General features: G+C 64.0%; 12 protein-coding genes. 5 read left to right on the top strand and 7 right to left on the bottom strand.

Annotated elements, in window-relative coordinates; genetic code table 11:
• Nucleotides 1-21: 21 nt before the first annotated feature.
• Together G7Y31_RS11450 and G7Y31_RS11445 are read right to left on the bottom strand one after the other, a co-directional pair.
• A complete protein-coding gene (locus G7Y31_RS11450; protein ID WP_165009917.1) occupies nt 22-192 on the bottom strand; it encodes a hypothetical protein in 171 nt (56 codons plus the stop codon).
• Nucleotides 193-388: 196 nt separating this feature from the next.
• Nucleotides 389-1432 (bottom strand): ABC transporter permease, encoded by a 1044-nt coding sequence (locus tag G7Y31_RS11445; RefSeq protein ID WP_165009915.1) that lies wholly within the window; start codon nt 1430-1432, stop codon nt 389-391.
• Nucleotides 1433-1684: 252 nt separating this feature from the next.
• Here G7Y31_RS11445 and G7Y31_RS11440 point away from each other — a divergent pair, with 252 nt between their 5' ends.
• Nucleotides 1685-2353, top strand: coding sequence for a TetR/AcrR family transcriptional regulator (locus G7Y31_RS11440; RefSeq protein WP_165009913.1), 669 nt, complete (start codon nt 1685-1687; stop codon nt 2351-2353).
• A 29-nt stretch (nt 2354-2382) separates the two neighbouring features.
• On the opposite strand, the gene G7Y31_RS11435 is transcribed toward G7Y31_RS11440, so the two are convergent.
• Nucleotides 2383-3015 (bottom strand): response regulator, encoded by a 633-nt coding sequence (locus G7Y31_RS11435; RefSeq protein WP_165009911.1) that lies wholly within the window; start codon nt 3013-3015, stop codon nt 2383-2385.
• Nucleotides 3012-4478, bottom strand: coding sequence for a sensor histidine kinase (locus G7Y31_RS11430; protein WP_165009909.1), 1467 nt, complete (start codon nt 4476-4478; stop codon nt 3012-3014). The genes G7Y31_RS11435 and G7Y31_RS11430 overlap by 4 nt, the downstream gene beginning before the upstream one ends.
• A 114-nt stretch (nt 4479-4592) precedes the next feature.
• On the opposite strand from G7Y31_RS11430, the gene G7Y31_RS11425 reads away from it, so the two are divergent.
• The 3 genes from G7Y31_RS11425 (at nt 4593) to G7Y31_RS11415 (ending at nt 6882) form a co-directional block, all read left to right on the top strand.
• Nucleotides 4593-5675 (top strand): ABC transporter permease, encoded by a 1083-nt coding sequence (locus G7Y31_RS11425; RefSeq protein ID WP_165009906.1) that lies wholly within the window; start codon nt 4593-4595, stop codon nt 5673-5675.
• Nucleotide 5676: 1 nt separating this feature from the next.
• Nucleotides 5677-6441, top strand: a complete 765-nt coding sequence (locus G7Y31_RS11420) for an ABC transporter ATP-binding protein (RefSeq protein WP_165009903.1) — start codon at nt 5677-5679, stop codon at nt 6439-6441.
• Nucleotides 6442-6645: 204 nt separating this feature from the next.
• Entirely contained in the window at nt 6646-6882 is a 237-nt protein-coding gene (locus G7Y31_RS11415) for a hypothetical protein (RefSeq protein ID WP_165009901.1), read from the top strand.
• Between the two features lie 198 nt (nt 6883-7080).
• On the opposite strand, the gene G7Y31_RS11410 is transcribed toward G7Y31_RS11415, so the two are convergent.
• Both G7Y31_RS11410 and G7Y31_RS11405 read right to left on the bottom strand, forming a co-directional pair.
• The gene (locus G7Y31_RS11410) at nt 7081-8736 is read right to left on the bottom strand and encodes an NAD(P)H-hydrate dehydratase (protein ID WP_165009899.1); all 1656 of its coding nucleotides are present in this window, start codon (nt 8734-8736) and stop codon (nt 7081-7083) included.
• A gap of 10 nt (nt 8737-8746) precedes the next feature.
• Nucleotides 8747-9616 carry an Fpg/Nei family DNA glycosylase gene (locus tag G7Y31_RS11405; RefSeq protein ID WP_165009897.1) on the bottom strand — a complete coding sequence of 290 codons (870 nt, stop codon included), beginning with the start codon at nt 9614-9616 and terminating at the stop codon, nt 8747-8749.
• Between the two features lie 208 nt (nt 9617-9824).
• Between G7Y31_RS11405 and G7Y31_RS11400 the strand changes: the two genes are divergently transcribed.
• Nucleotides 9825-11321 (top strand): DUF1846 domain-containing protein, encoded by a 1497-nt coding sequence (locus G7Y31_RS11400; protein WP_165009894.1) that lies wholly within the window; start codon nt 9825-9827, stop codon nt 11319-11321.
• Nucleotides 11322-11331: 10 nt separating this feature from the next.
• Here the strand turns inward: G7Y31_RS11400 and G7Y31_RS11395 are convergent, their stop codons facing one another.
• Nucleotides 11332-12516, bottom strand: a complete 1185-nt coding sequence (locus G7Y31_RS11395; protein ID WP_165009892.1) for an ABC transporter permease — start codon at nt 12514-12516, stop codon at nt 11332-11334.
• Nucleotide 12517: the final 1 nt, after the last annotated feature.

Below are 12517 nucleotides of genomic sequence, written 5' to 3'. Positions count from 1 at the left end.
CCCGGCGGCAGTGCAGTAGCCTCACCGCTGGATACGGTTGACGGCCAACGCTGCCATGATCGCAACAGCGAAGAATACCTCGCCCGCGATAACTGTCTGATGCCGACCAGCAAGCCAGATTGCGATGATGGCGCCTATGATGCCAACAGTGAGCGCGTTCGGGTGAATATTCATTTGCTTCTTCTTAGCCACAATAGTGCCTTTCTAGTGCCGTTTTGGGGCAGCTTATCCCAGTTGCTAGAGGCCAGTCTGTCTCGTGTGCGGAAGCGGTTTAATCCGGATAAGCCAGATCATCCCTTGTGATCTGGCTATCCAGGATAGGGGCTTGTGTGGCTTGCGGCAATGGGGACCGTCGGGAGCGACTGCCCCCTCAGGGGTGGCTAAGGTTTTAGGACATCAGCTTGCGCTGCCGGGCAGCCCCGATGCCAAGCAGCAGTAAGCCAGCAAAGACATACCCTGCCAGCGTCCATACGTTGTGTGCGATGCTGGCCTGCGGGAAGTAGTTGACACTGCGCAGCAAATCTACCGCGGCGCCGATGGGTAGGTATTGGCCTACATAGCCCCAGCCGCCGGCGATGAACTCCTTCGGAGCCAAGGTGCCTGCCAGCGGGTTGGATAGCAGCATGACAAAGAGAGCGCCCAGGGCAAAGCCCGCCTTGCCAATAAGTGAGCGCAGGCCCACCACTAGGCAAGACACCGCGCCAATACCCAGGGCGTAGACCCCCGCGACCGACCAGAAGCTGCCTGGCAACAAGTCAAAAGCACCGCCGACAAGACCGGTTACTAATGCGCCGGCTAGCGGAGTGTAGACCAGCAAAGCCACTAGGCGCTGAGCATTGCTACGCAGAGCGAAAGAGGTCAGTGCTGCGCCGATAATGCCACCCATGGCAATTGGAATAACTGACATGTTTAGAACCATTCCGGAAGCATCCGAGGCAGATAGCGGGGCGACTTCCGTGACGGTGACGGTGGGGGCACCGGCAGGCTGGGTATTGGCAGGTTGGGTATTGGCAGGCTGGGCATCGGCAGGCCGGGCACCGGCGGGCACTGGCATAGCGGCGGCGGCCTTGGCGGCCATCTCCTGCAGCGGCGCGCGCAGGTTGCTGATGATGGCATTGTGCGCGGTGCCAGCGGCGGGTGCGGTGAGCAGCTCGGGGCTGGGGCCCAAGACGACGGCGCCGGAGACCTCGCGTTGCTCGATGAGTGTGATGGCGCCTTCGCGGGTATCGACCGTGGTGATGTCAAAGAGGCCGGGCTTGGTGGACTCGAAGGCTGCGGTGACCTGCTCAACTTGCTGGGCGTTGCCGACGATGGCTAGGGGCACGTCTTTGGGGGTTTGGGTGGCCATTGGCCACATGAAGGCCAATACGAAAAGGGCGACGGCTAGTGGGGCGCCCAGGCCCACGGCCACGGCCTTGGTCCACGTGTTCATGGTGACTCCTTAAATACATAGTGACTACTCGGAGCTTCATGGAGATTGCTCGGAGAAGGTCAGCAATTCAACAACTGTTGAGAACCTTAATTCAACAGTAGTTGAAAGTCAATGACCGTTGAGATATGGAGCGTATGTGCTGGTCAAGAGGCGTGCTGGGTTACGGTGAGACGCATGCGCGAGGCCCGATGTGCAGGAGCCGACGCCTGCGATGGTCGCAGCGAGGTAAGGCCTGCGGGGTAAGGTAAGGGAATGACCAAAGGTGCCGCACAGAAGAAAATGGGCCGCCGCGCCGGTGCTCCTGCCCGCGAGGACATCCTGGAAGCCGCATGCCAGCGCTTTAGCGAGGTTGGCTATGAATCCACCACTATTCGTGCCGTGGCCACCCAAGCCGGGGTGGACCCGGCACTGGTCATGCACTACTTCACCAACAAAGAGGGGCTGTTTAACGCAGTGGTAAGCACCCTGCACGTCCTGCCTGAAGAACTCGCGCACGTGCGCAACCTGCGCGATCTGCTGGTGATGTATTTCGGCCTGTGGGAAGACCCACACATGGGTCCGCGTCTGCGCGCGGTGGTGCGCAGCGGTGTGGGCTCGGACCGCGCTACGGGACTGCTGCGGGAGTTCATTACTGGCGAGATCCTCACTGCCCTGGAGCGCTCCCCCTTTGCCGGGGTGATAGAAAATGTGTCGCGCGCACAGACCCGTGGCGGCGACGTGCCTGGCAGTGGCGCGCCTGGTGGCGAGAGCGCTGACGGTGCGGCCCAGGGCTTGCCAGAAAGGCTACCCTTCCTGGGCAGCATGTTGCTGGGAGTGGCCATTAGTCGCTACATCGTGGGCGTTCCCGCCGTAGCGCAACCTAGCCTGGAGGAGTTGGCGGACACCCTCTTGCCGGGAGTGGAGGCCCTGTTTAAGAGCTGAGCCCGCCCGGGTGCCGGAGTGGGGCGGGGTTAGGAGATGAGTTTGCGCTCGCGCGCCACCGTTACCGCCGCGGTGCGCGTATCCACGCCGAGCTTTTGGAAGATGTGGACCAAATGCGTCTTGATGGTGGCCGGGGAGACAAAGAACTGGGCGGCCAACTCCTTGTTGGTAGACCCGGCAGCAAGTGCTTGGAGGATCTCACGCTCGCGCGCAGTCAAGGACTGGTCCGGGGTAGCCAAGCGCTGGGCTAACAACCCGGCCACCGTGGGCGAAAGAGTGCGCTGGCCTGCGGCCGTAGCCACCACCGCGGCGTGGAGATCCTGTGCCGGGGAGTCCTTGAGTAAATATCCCAATGCCCCGGCTTCCAGAGCAGCGACAATGTCGGCCTCGGCGTCAAAGGTAGTCAGAATCAACACCGGAGGACCCCCTGCGGCGCGCAGACGCCGAGTGACCTCAATGCCATCAACGTGTGGCATCTGAATATCGCTGACCACCACGTCCACGTGGAGGTGCTGTGTCCCGCCGCCCAATAGGCCGAGCTCGTCGAGCACACGGCCATCGGCCCCCTCGGCGGCGACCTCAACATCCGGGAAAGAATCCAGAATTGAATGCAAGCCCGCGCGGACCACGGGATGATCATCGAGCAAGAGCACAGAAATCATGTGTCCTCCTTCACGTTAGTCGCACCAGGCAGCGGGAAACTGGCGCTAAGCGTGGTGCCGGTGGGGGCAGCGGAACTGCTTTCTACGCTAAACTTCCCGCCGGCTTCTGCCACCCGAGCGCGCACCCCTGCCAGCCCAAATCCGGACATTGCACCTGGCGCAAGCGCAGCCGCACCCGCACCGTCCTCCACACTTCCAGCCGCATCTACGGACTGAGGCGTGGCATGCAACCCGCGGCCATTATCCACTACATCTACAGTCAGCTCACCAGCGAATACGCCAAGGCTCAGCACTACCGTCGTCGCTCCTGAGTGCGTGATGGCATTGGCCAAACCCTCGCGCGCCACGCGGTCCACCGTATCTACCAACGCAGAGGGCAACGCCTGCTCTAAGTCTCCCATGGTTTCCAGACGAATCTCCTGCTGTGCTTCGAGCACCCGGGCACGCTCCTGGGCAGCATCGACCAGCTGGGCCAAACGGTGAGCCAGGACCACGGCGGGGGTGTAAGCGGCATCGGCAAGAGGGGCATCGGCAGACTGGGTGCGGGCAGATTGGGCGCCGGACCACTCGCGCACAAAGCGGCGGGCCTCATTGAGGGAATCCTGGGCCACCGCCTCCAAGCTGCGTAGATGCGCGCCGGGGTCGGGGGCCTGGCGGGCAGCACGCGCCAGCAACACGATGGAACTCAACCCCTGGGCCACGGTGTCATGCAACTCGCGGGAAAGGCGCTCGCGCTCCGCCAGCTCGCCCGCGCGGCGCTCCGTGCGCGCCAAATCCGCCTGCGTGCGCTGGAGAGTGTGCGCCAGCTGCTTGTAGCGCGCGGCCTCCTCCCGGATGGTGACGTAGCCGAAGTAGACCGCAGCAGCGAAGGCTGTACCAATAGCCGGGCCCACCGCTGCGGCCACGGTCCAGGTTTCGGGGTAGCGCCAGGCTGGGACAAACGCCGCCACCGCCCACAGTGCCAACACCGCCAGCAGATTGGCCGGGCGCGGCACATAGCGCAAAACTATAAAGACCAGCGGAAACTCCAGCCACATGAAGTCGCGGGCGTGGACCATCAGTCCAATCCACACCAGCACCAACGCGGCGAGGATCGTACGCAGGGCCCAGGTTCGGCGTGGGCTGACTGTCGCCGTTGCATTGCCTGTCGGCACCGCTTGGCCCGGTCGCCTGCCTGACCATCTGCCTGACTGTCTGCCCGGTCGCCTGCCCGGCCACCTGCCCGGCCGCAGCGCCACCCCAGCGAGCAGCAACACAGCAAACGCGGTGGCCAGTGCCAACACCAGCCCATCCCAGCTGCCATCCAGGCGGGCGCGAGTAACCCCAAAGCCCCACAGCAGGGCAAACATGGCAAACAGTCCCCACCGCAGGGCGGGCAGGACATGGGCAAAGGCGGGGCTGGCCGGGATAGCGGCATCGGCAGATACAGCAGGCACGGCATGCCCGGCAGGGTTTACAGTCATAACCCCACCGAGCCTAGTGGCCGCGGGGCGTAGGCGGCATCAACCATGTGGTTGAGATCGAATTCGCCCACCGGGGCGATGCCCCACCACCTGCCCCCGGGCCACGATGGAAGCATGTTTGTTGCTTGGAGAGAAATCCTGGCCGCGCGGGGACGCGTGGGCCTTATTGCTGGCGTGGTTGGGCTGATTACGGTCCTGCTCATTATGCTCACCGGCCTGACGGAGGGCCTGTCGCAGCGCAACACCTCCGCCGTGGAGGCTATTGACCGCACGGTGTCCGCGCGCGGATGGGTGTTTTCTACTCCGGAGCCGTCCTTTACGGAGTCGCAGTTTACCCAGGCCGATTTTGCCGGAGAGCTAGCCGGCGCCGTGCCGGTGGGAGTGGCGCAGACTCGCCTGGAAAGTGCGGATTCCACCGCGAGCGTGGCCATGTTTGGTCTACCTGAGGGCTTTGCGGCTCCCGGCGGGCAGATTACCGCTGAAGGCGTGCTGGTGTCTGCCGCCGCCGCTGCGGACCTCCACGTGACCGCTGGGGATAGCCTGCGCCTGGGCGGCCAGCCCACCACCGTGGCAGCCGTGGTGGACAATGAGTACTACTCCCACGTCCCGGTGGTGTGGGGTCCCACGCAGCTGTGGTCCCAGGTTGCGCACGTCCAGCCCGGCGTGGTGGCCACTGTTGCGGTTCTGCCCGACACTGGGTTTGCTGATGCACCTGAGCTTGCCGATGCCCAGTCTGTCGATGCCCCCGCCCCCGCCGCCGTCCCATTGCGCACTGCTCTGACCGGCTTGCCTGCCTACAGTTCTGAACGCGGTTCCCTGGTGACTATGCAGGGCTTCCTCTATGCGATTGCCGCCTTGGTGACGGTGGCGTTCTTGAGCGTGTGGACTGTCCAGCGCACCCGCGAGCTGGCTATTTTGCGCGCCTTGGGCGCGGGCACGGGCTACTTGCTGCGCGATGCCTTGGGCCAGGCTGCGGTGCTGTTGGCTTTGGGCACCGGCACTGGCCTGCTGGTGGCCAGCCTGGCTGGCTGGGCATTGGTCGCCCTGGGCGGTGGGGCCATCCCGTTTGTACTCACCTGGGCTACCGCGGTGGGCCCTGCGCTGGGGATTTGGGCGCTGGGCATGCTGGGCGCCCTGCTGGCTACTCGCCGCGTGACAACAACTAACCCACTGATTGCTCTAGGAGGGCAAGCCTAATATGACTGCTGAAGGTACTTCACTAAACTCTGCCGCAGCTACCCCGGCCGGCAACACCCCGGCCGCACCAGCCGTCGACTCTGGCCTGGTGCTCCACGACATCACCGTGCGCTACCCCGACGGCAACCGCACGCTCACCGCGCTTGATGGCGCGAACGTGCGCGTGGCCCCCGGCGAAGTGGTGGCGCTAACTGGCGAGTCTGGCTCCGGTAAGTCCACCCTGCTCTCTGTTGCCGGCGGGCTCATTGTTCCTGATGCCGGGCGCGTTGTGGTGGCCGGCCAGGACATTGCCACCGCACCGGACCGGGTGCGCACGCAGGTGCGCCGCGAACACATTGGTCTAGTTTTCCAGCAGCCCAACCTGCTGGCTGCCTTGCGGGTGCGTGACCAGCTGTTGCTCATGGACCACCTCCAGGGCAAGCGGGCTACGGCTAAGCGGGCGCGCCGGGCTGATGAGTTGCTTGAGCGCGTGGGATTAGGTGGTCTGGGTCAGCGGCGCATCGGCGAGCTTTCCGGTGGGCAGCGCCAGCGCGTCAACATCGCCCGGGCTCTGATGTCCGCGCCCACGGTCCTGTTGGCCGATGAGCCCACCTCCGCCCTCGACAGCGCCCGCAGCGCCGACATTATGACTCTGCTGCAGGAGCTCACCCACGAGTTCGACATCGCTACCCTCCTGGTCACGCACAGTCAGACCTTAGCCCAGCGTGCCGATGCCCAGGTCCGCGTCGTCGATGGCCGCGTCACCGCTGTCGTGGGCGCGGCCTAAGGCGCTGCACGGATGTGCTGCCTAGAGTGCTTCGCAAAGGCACCATGTAGCCCCGCCTGGCCCGGCCACGTAGCCGGCCCGGACCGACTGCGTAGCCCGCCTGGCGGCCAACCGCCTGTGCAGCGTCCAGCCGTCTGCCTGGTGGTCGCAAATTTGTTCTAAAACCCCTTGCGCGGGTGTCTGGGGCGGTTTAGACTGTGCGGCATGAAGCTCGGGGATTACTTAAAAGCACAGACCTGGGGTATCCGATTAGTGGCCCAATGCACCGGCATGACCGTGGAGGACTTCCAGGCCGCCGGTGCTGACCCCACCAAACCCGCCGCAGCGGGAATAAACCGACCCCAGCGGCTAGTCCCGCCCAGCAACCATCTCGGCGATGGGGAGCAAATCACCCCGGCCAGCTGGTCAGTTCCGCGCGCCCACCACGACCGCCGCACCTGAGAGTCCCCGCTGGTTAGTTTGGCTTGCGCTGACGCATTTTCTCCGCAAACACGACATTGTGTTATGGGCGGGGAGGGGCTTCCGCGCCGAAAACGCGTCACTATTTAGGTCGGTGTAATGGCATACGATGTCGAAGCGCTCGACCAGCAGTGCGCAAGAGGTCAGCCGGTGGCGGGGAGGCGATTGGCGTGGAGGTGCTTAGCGGTTGGAGCGGAGGAGTTTGGCGGTGGCGCGGGGGAGGGCATTGGCGATTCGGCTTGCCGATGCCCCCGCATACCCCTCCGGCGTCCACGCCGCCAGGGCTGCTGCGTGAGCGTGGATGGCAATGGCAGAAAGCACGCACTGGTGGGCTGCTTGCCCACCTTGGGCCAGCAGGGCTCCAAGCAGCCCGGCCAACACATCGCCAGAGCCTGCGGTGGCGGCAAAAGAGTTTCCGGTATTGACTGCCCACAGGCCACCGTCCGGGTCGGCGATGGTAGTGATCCGCCCCTTGAGCAGCACAATGCTGTGTAATTCCCGCGCCAGCGTGCCGGCGAGTTCCCCGCGGCTGCGCGACTCCAAGTGCGACTCTGGGCCCGCTTCCCCGCCAGCGCCGCCAGCAGTCGCGCTACCTGCTTTCCCGCCAGCGCCGTCCCTGGGGGCGCACACCGCGCGGTATAGCCGGGCAAACTCGCCCTCATGGGGAGTCAGCACGCTCACCCCGCGGCGCTGGCGCAACAGCTCGCGCAGCGCGCTGTCCTGGCTCAGCAGGGTCAGCGCATCGGCGTCAATGACCAGGGCAATCTCACCGGAGTCTATCTGCAACGCCGCGGCTAGTTCTGCCGCTGCTTGTGCGTCGGTGCCTCGCCCGGGGCCAATGACTAGCGCATCCATTCGCCCGGCCGCATCCAGCTGCGGGTGCACCACCACCTCGGGCACCGCGGCGATTATCGCAGCAGCCGGACTGGCGTGGCTAATCACGCGCACCAGCGCCGGGGTGGCGCGCACCGCGGCGGTTGCGGCCAGCACCCCAGCCCCTGGGTAGGCCTGGCTTCCGGCCGCCACGCCCACCACCCCACCGGAGTACTTATTGCTGCGCACCCCGGGGGTGGGGTCCACGATGGCCCCGGTGCTGCCGGCATCCCTTAGCCCCGCCCCCACCTCCGCGCCGGCTTCTTCCAGGCTGGCTTCGTGGCACAGGTAGCCAGCCGGGCGGCCTGAGCGTTCCAGTTCCTGGGCAAAGCTTGCCGATGCCCCCTCCAGTTTCAGGTCCGCCACCATCACCCGCCCGCATTCCGGGGCGTGCAGATGCCCGGTGCGTGGGTAGCCGAAAGTGATGGTGACATCGGCGTGCACGCACTGCGAGTGGGCGTGCCCGGTGTGGGCATCGACACCTGCGGGCATATCCACCGCCAGCACCCGAGTTCCCCGAGCTCCGGACTCCCGAGCGTTCCGGTAGTACTGCCATGCCACCCCGTCCAGCCCCCGGGCGGAGCCGAGCCCGGCAACCGCGTCGATGATCAGTGCGGGGGTGGGCAACGGGGCATCGGCAGACTCAAGCACCACTGCCCCTGCGGCACGCAACGCGTCAAGGGCGGGCGCGTGCGCGGAGCCTGCGCACAGTACAGCGGTGACGGGAAAGCCAGCGCGGGCCAACTGGGCGCCCGCATAGAGGCCGTCCCCGCCATTGCCGCCGGGGCCTGCCAGGATGAGCACGGGCGCAGCGGGCGAGGGCAACGGCGTATCGAGCATGGTCTGCGCAACCTCGGCTACTGCCGTGGCCGCGAGTTGCATTAACTCATCCGGTCTGGCTTGGCAGGCCAGCAGATTGGCCTCGGCGGCGCGCACGGTGGCGACATCAAAAGCAGGAAGCATGCGCCCCAAATTACCCGCGCTGGCAGGCCGGGCACCAAAACAGATTGCGGCCTTCCAACACGCGGGCGGCAACCGGGGTGGAACAGACATAACAGGGCAAGCCTTCGCGGCGGTAGACGTAGACCTCCCCGCCGTGGTCATCTTTGCGTGGGGCCCGGCCCATTGCCTCCGGGGTGTGTTCCGGGCGTACCGTATCAATACGCGCGCTGTCCACGCCGGCGCGCATGAGGTCGACCAAGTCCGCCCACACCGCATCAAACTGCGCGCGCGTGAGCTCCTTGCCTGGGGTGGTGGGGGCAATTCCTTGGCGAAAGAGCACCTCCGCGCGATAGATATTGCCCACCCCGGCGAAGAGCTTTTGGTCCATCAACAGTGACGCAATACTGCGCGAGGAACGCTGGACCTGTGCCCACAGCTCCTGCGGGTCGGCGTCCGCACGGATGGGGTCGTGGCCAATTTTGGCTACTGCGGCGGCGTATTCCGCGGGGGTGATCAGGCGGCACCACTGTGGGCCGCGGAGGTTGGCGGCGAGGGGTTCGGCGGGGCTGGCATCGGCATCGGCAGGCTGGGCGGCGAGGGGTTCGGCGGCATCGGCAGGCTCGAGGCGCAGGCGTACCTGGCCCCACACATCCGCGACGGGCTCGAAACGCAGCTGACCAATCAGCCCAAGGTGGATGTAGACAATATGCTCCGGGGAAGGGGCATCAAAGTGCAGGAACAAGTGCTTGCCGCGGGCCTCGGCACGCTCCAGGCGGGTGCCATCGAGCACGGCGGCCTCCCGGGCAAAGCGGCCCTGCGGGCTCGTAACATGCAGCGGGGTGCTGCGGAAATCGGTGTTCAAACGCCCCGCCAGGTGGTGGATGAGGTGACCTTCAGGCATAAGGCCTCATGGTAGTCGGGTGCCAGGGCATCCCCGCGTCGCTCGCCCCGCTGGCGGCGCAGGCGTGTAAGCTAGTCGTGCGGAATGAAAACGCCTAAACGTTACGGAGTATTCCCACGGTCTAGTACCGGTCCAACTCCGGTCCAGCACCACGGGAGTACCACCTGGGCGCGAGGGCACCGAGGCTAGCGCTGAAAGGGCTACGTTCATGACGCACACAATTGGCTTTGACCGCGAAAAATACATCACCATGCAGTCGGAGCATATTAATGCCCGACGCGAAGAAATCGGCGGCAAGCTCTACCTGGAGATGGGCGGCAAGCTCTTTGATGACATGCACGCTTCCCGTGTGCTGCCCGGGTTCACCCCGGACAACAAGATCACCATGCTGGAGCGGATCAAAGATGACGTGGAGATCCTCATCTGCATCAACGCCAAGGACATCCAGCGCCAGAAGGTCCGCGCGGACCTGGGCATTTTGTACGAAGATGACGTGCTGCGCCTGGTGGATGTGTTCCGCGCGCGGGGCTTTTTGGTCAATAACATTGTGATGACGCAGCTTGAGCCCGGCAATGCCCAGGCGGAAGCCTTCATCGAGCGCGTACAACGCCTGGGGCTATCTGTGGCCCGCCACCGCGTTATTCCCGGCTACCCCTCCAACACGGATCTGATTGTCTCCCCGGAAGGCCTGGGCCGCAATGACTACGCCGAGACCACCCGGGACCTGGTGGTGGTCACCGCCCCGGGGCCGGGCTCCGGCAAGCTGGCCACGGCGCTGAGCCAGGTTTACCACGAACACCAGCGCGGCGTGCAGGCCGGCTACGCCAAGTTTGAGACCTTCCCCATTTGGAACTTGCCGCTGGAGCACCCCGTCAACCTGGCTTATGAGGCCGCGACGGTGGATCTTAACGACGCCAATGTCATCGACCACTTCCACCTGTCCGCGCACGGGGAGTCGACCGTCAACTACAACCGCGACGTCGAGGCCTTCCCCCTGCTCAAGGTCCTGCTAGAAAAGCTCACTGGCACCACCCCCTACCAGTCCCCCACCGACATGGGCGTGAATATGGCAGGTTTTTGCATTACTGATGATGCCGCCTGCCGCCGCGCCGCCGAGCAAGAAATCATCCGCCGCTACTTCAAGGCTTTGGTTGAGGAGGCCCGCAATGGGCTGGACTCCACCCAGTCGGAGCGCGCCGCGGTGGTGATGGCCAAGGCAGGCATCAAGGCTACGGACCGGCGCGTGGTGGAACCCGCAAGGGCGAAGGCGGAGGCTACGGGAGAGGCGGCATCGGCAATCGAGCTTGCCGATGGCACCATCATCCAAGGCCGCACCTCCGCACTACTGGGTTGCTCCGCGTCGATGCTGCTTAATGCCCTCAAGCACCTGGCGGGGATTGCCGATGAGGTCCACCTGTTGTCGCCGGAGTCAATTGAGCCGATTCAGTCCCTCAAGACGAAGCATCTGGGCTCGCGCAACCCGCGGCTGCACACCGATGAGGTGCTCATTGCCCTGTCTTCGTCTGCTGCAAAGGACAACAACGCCCGCCTGGCACTGGAGCAGCTTAAGAATCTGCAGGGCTGCGACGTGCACACCACCACTATCCTGGGCTCGGTGGATGAGGGCATCTTCCGCAACCTGGGTGTGCTGGTGACCTCTGACCCGGTCTTTGCGCGCAAGCAGGCGCTGTACCAGAAGCGCTAGGCCTTGGCTTTTAGCCCTTAAGCCGGAGAGCCTGACGCCATGTCAGTTTCGAGCTGTTGTGGAGGATGGCGATTCGGTAGATTCGGGCCACCAGCCAGATGGTGGCGGTGGTGAAGGCTAGCAAGAGGAACATGGACAGGCAGAATTGCCAGGTACTAAAGTTTCCGGCGGCGTATTGCAATGGGGCATGCCCCACGGATAGCGGCGGTATCCACGCAAGCCAATACATCCAATCAGAGTCGACTTGGCTAAAGAACGTCGCCGGCGTGTAGACGATAACGAAGATGAGCAACATGATGGGCATTTGTGTGGACTGTAGGTCTTCTGTGCGCTGGACCATTGCGCCTGCTGCGGCGTACATGGAGGAAAAGAACAGCAGTCCCAGGAAATAGCTCACGAAGAGCACGGGGATAAGGGACCAATTCAGCTCCGTTGAATGCAAGATGCCAGAGGCGCGGAGACTGAGCGTTCCGACGCCGAGGACGGCTGCTGTAGCAGCTACTGCGAAGCTCACGTTGCCGATAATCTTTCCGGCCAAAAAGTCGAGCGGCTTTACCGTCGCTACGATGAGCTCGATAATCCGTGAGGACTTTTCTTCTGTGACTCGCGCGCCCACGTTCGCGGCAAAGAGTGTCACGGACATCATTAAGATGAAAATCCCGCCGAGGGTGGCACTGAGGTCCCACTCATTTCTGTCGGGGGTGGGCTCGACATTGTTGTCTACTTGTTTCTCGACTAATTCGATAGTCGGCGTAGCGGCAGCGAACTGCTCAGCGCTGAGGCCAAGTTCGTTGAGGGTTGCCGACAATGACATGTCGTGCTGCAGGGTTTGTGCAAAAGCTTGCAGGCGTGGTGATGGCTGTCCATCATGAACAAAGGTCAGCTGCTCCCCTTCGTGGATGAAAGCTGCTGCAATGTCTCCGTCTCGAACGCGGCTTTCAACGTCAGTGGGGTTGCTGGCGGCTTCGATGAGGAAATCGGGGTCGGATATAGGGGAGGGGTCTATGCCTACCAAGACAATGGTCCTCTCTGAGGGATCGCTATCTTGGTTTAGAAAGTGCGCGCCGATAAACGGCCCGGCTACCAGGACAATCAGTAAGATGCTGAGGGTGACCATGATGCCCCGGCTACGCAACGATTGTCGAATCTCGCGTGCGGCGACGCTCATAATGGTGTTGCTCGAAGAATAAGCCATG

Source organism: Corynebacterium lizhenjunii, from assembly GCF_011038655.2.
Classification (GTDB): Bacteria; Actinomycetota; Actinomycetes; order Mycobacteriales; family Mycobacteriaceae; genus Corynebacterium; species Corynebacterium lizhenjunii.
This window is presented reverse-complemented; position numbering and strand designations above follow the sequence as displayed.

What these genes read in the sequence shown, in the direction of transcription:
- G7Y31_RS11445 (WP_165009915.1), bottom strand. Translation starts at nt 1,432, where the DNA reads ATGAACACGTGGACCAAGGCCGTGGCCGTGGGCCTGGGCGCCCCACTA.
- G7Y31_RS11440 (WP_165009913.1), top strand. Translation starts at nt 1,685, where the DNA reads ATGACCAAAGGTGCCGCACAGAAGAAAATGGGCCGCCGCGCCGGTGCT.
- G7Y31_RS11435 (WP_165009911.1), bottom strand. Translation starts at nt 3,015, where the DNA reads ATGATTTCTGTGCTCTTGCTCGATGATCATCCCGTGGTCCGCGCGGGC.
- G7Y31_RS11430 (WP_165009909.1), bottom strand. Translation starts at nt 4,478, where the DNA reads ATGACTGTAAACCCTGCCGGGCATGCCGTGCCTGCTGTATCTGCCGAT.
- G7Y31_RS11425 (WP_165009906.1), top strand. Translation starts at nt 4,593, where the DNA reads ATGTTTGTTGCTTGGAGAGAAATCCTGGCCGCGCGGGGACGCGTGGGC.
- G7Y31_RS11420 (WP_165009903.1), top strand. Translation starts at nt 5,677, where the DNA reads ATGACTGCTGAAGGTACTTCACTAAACTCTGCCGCAGCTACCCCGGCC.
- G7Y31_RS11415 (WP_165009901.1), top strand. Translation starts at nt 6,646, where the DNA reads ATGAAGCTCGGGGATTACTTAAAAGCACAGACCTGGGGTATCCGATTA.
- G7Y31_RS11410 (WP_165009899.1), bottom strand. Translation starts at nt 8,736, where the DNA reads ATGCTTCCTGCTTTTGATGTCGCCACCGTGCGCGCCGCCGAGGCCAAT.
- G7Y31_RS11405 (WP_165009897.1), bottom strand. Translation starts at nt 9,616, where the DNA reads ATGCCTGAAGGTCACCTCATCCACCACCTGGCGGGGCGTTTGAACACC.
- G7Y31_RS11400 (WP_165009894.1), top strand. Translation starts at nt 9,825, where the DNA reads ATGACGCACACAATTGGCTTTGACCGCGAAAAATACATCACCATGCAG.
- G7Y31_RS11395 (WP_165009892.1), bottom strand. Translation starts at nt 12,516, where the DNA reads ATGGCTTATTCTTCGAGCAACACCATTATGAGCGTCGCCGCACGCGAG.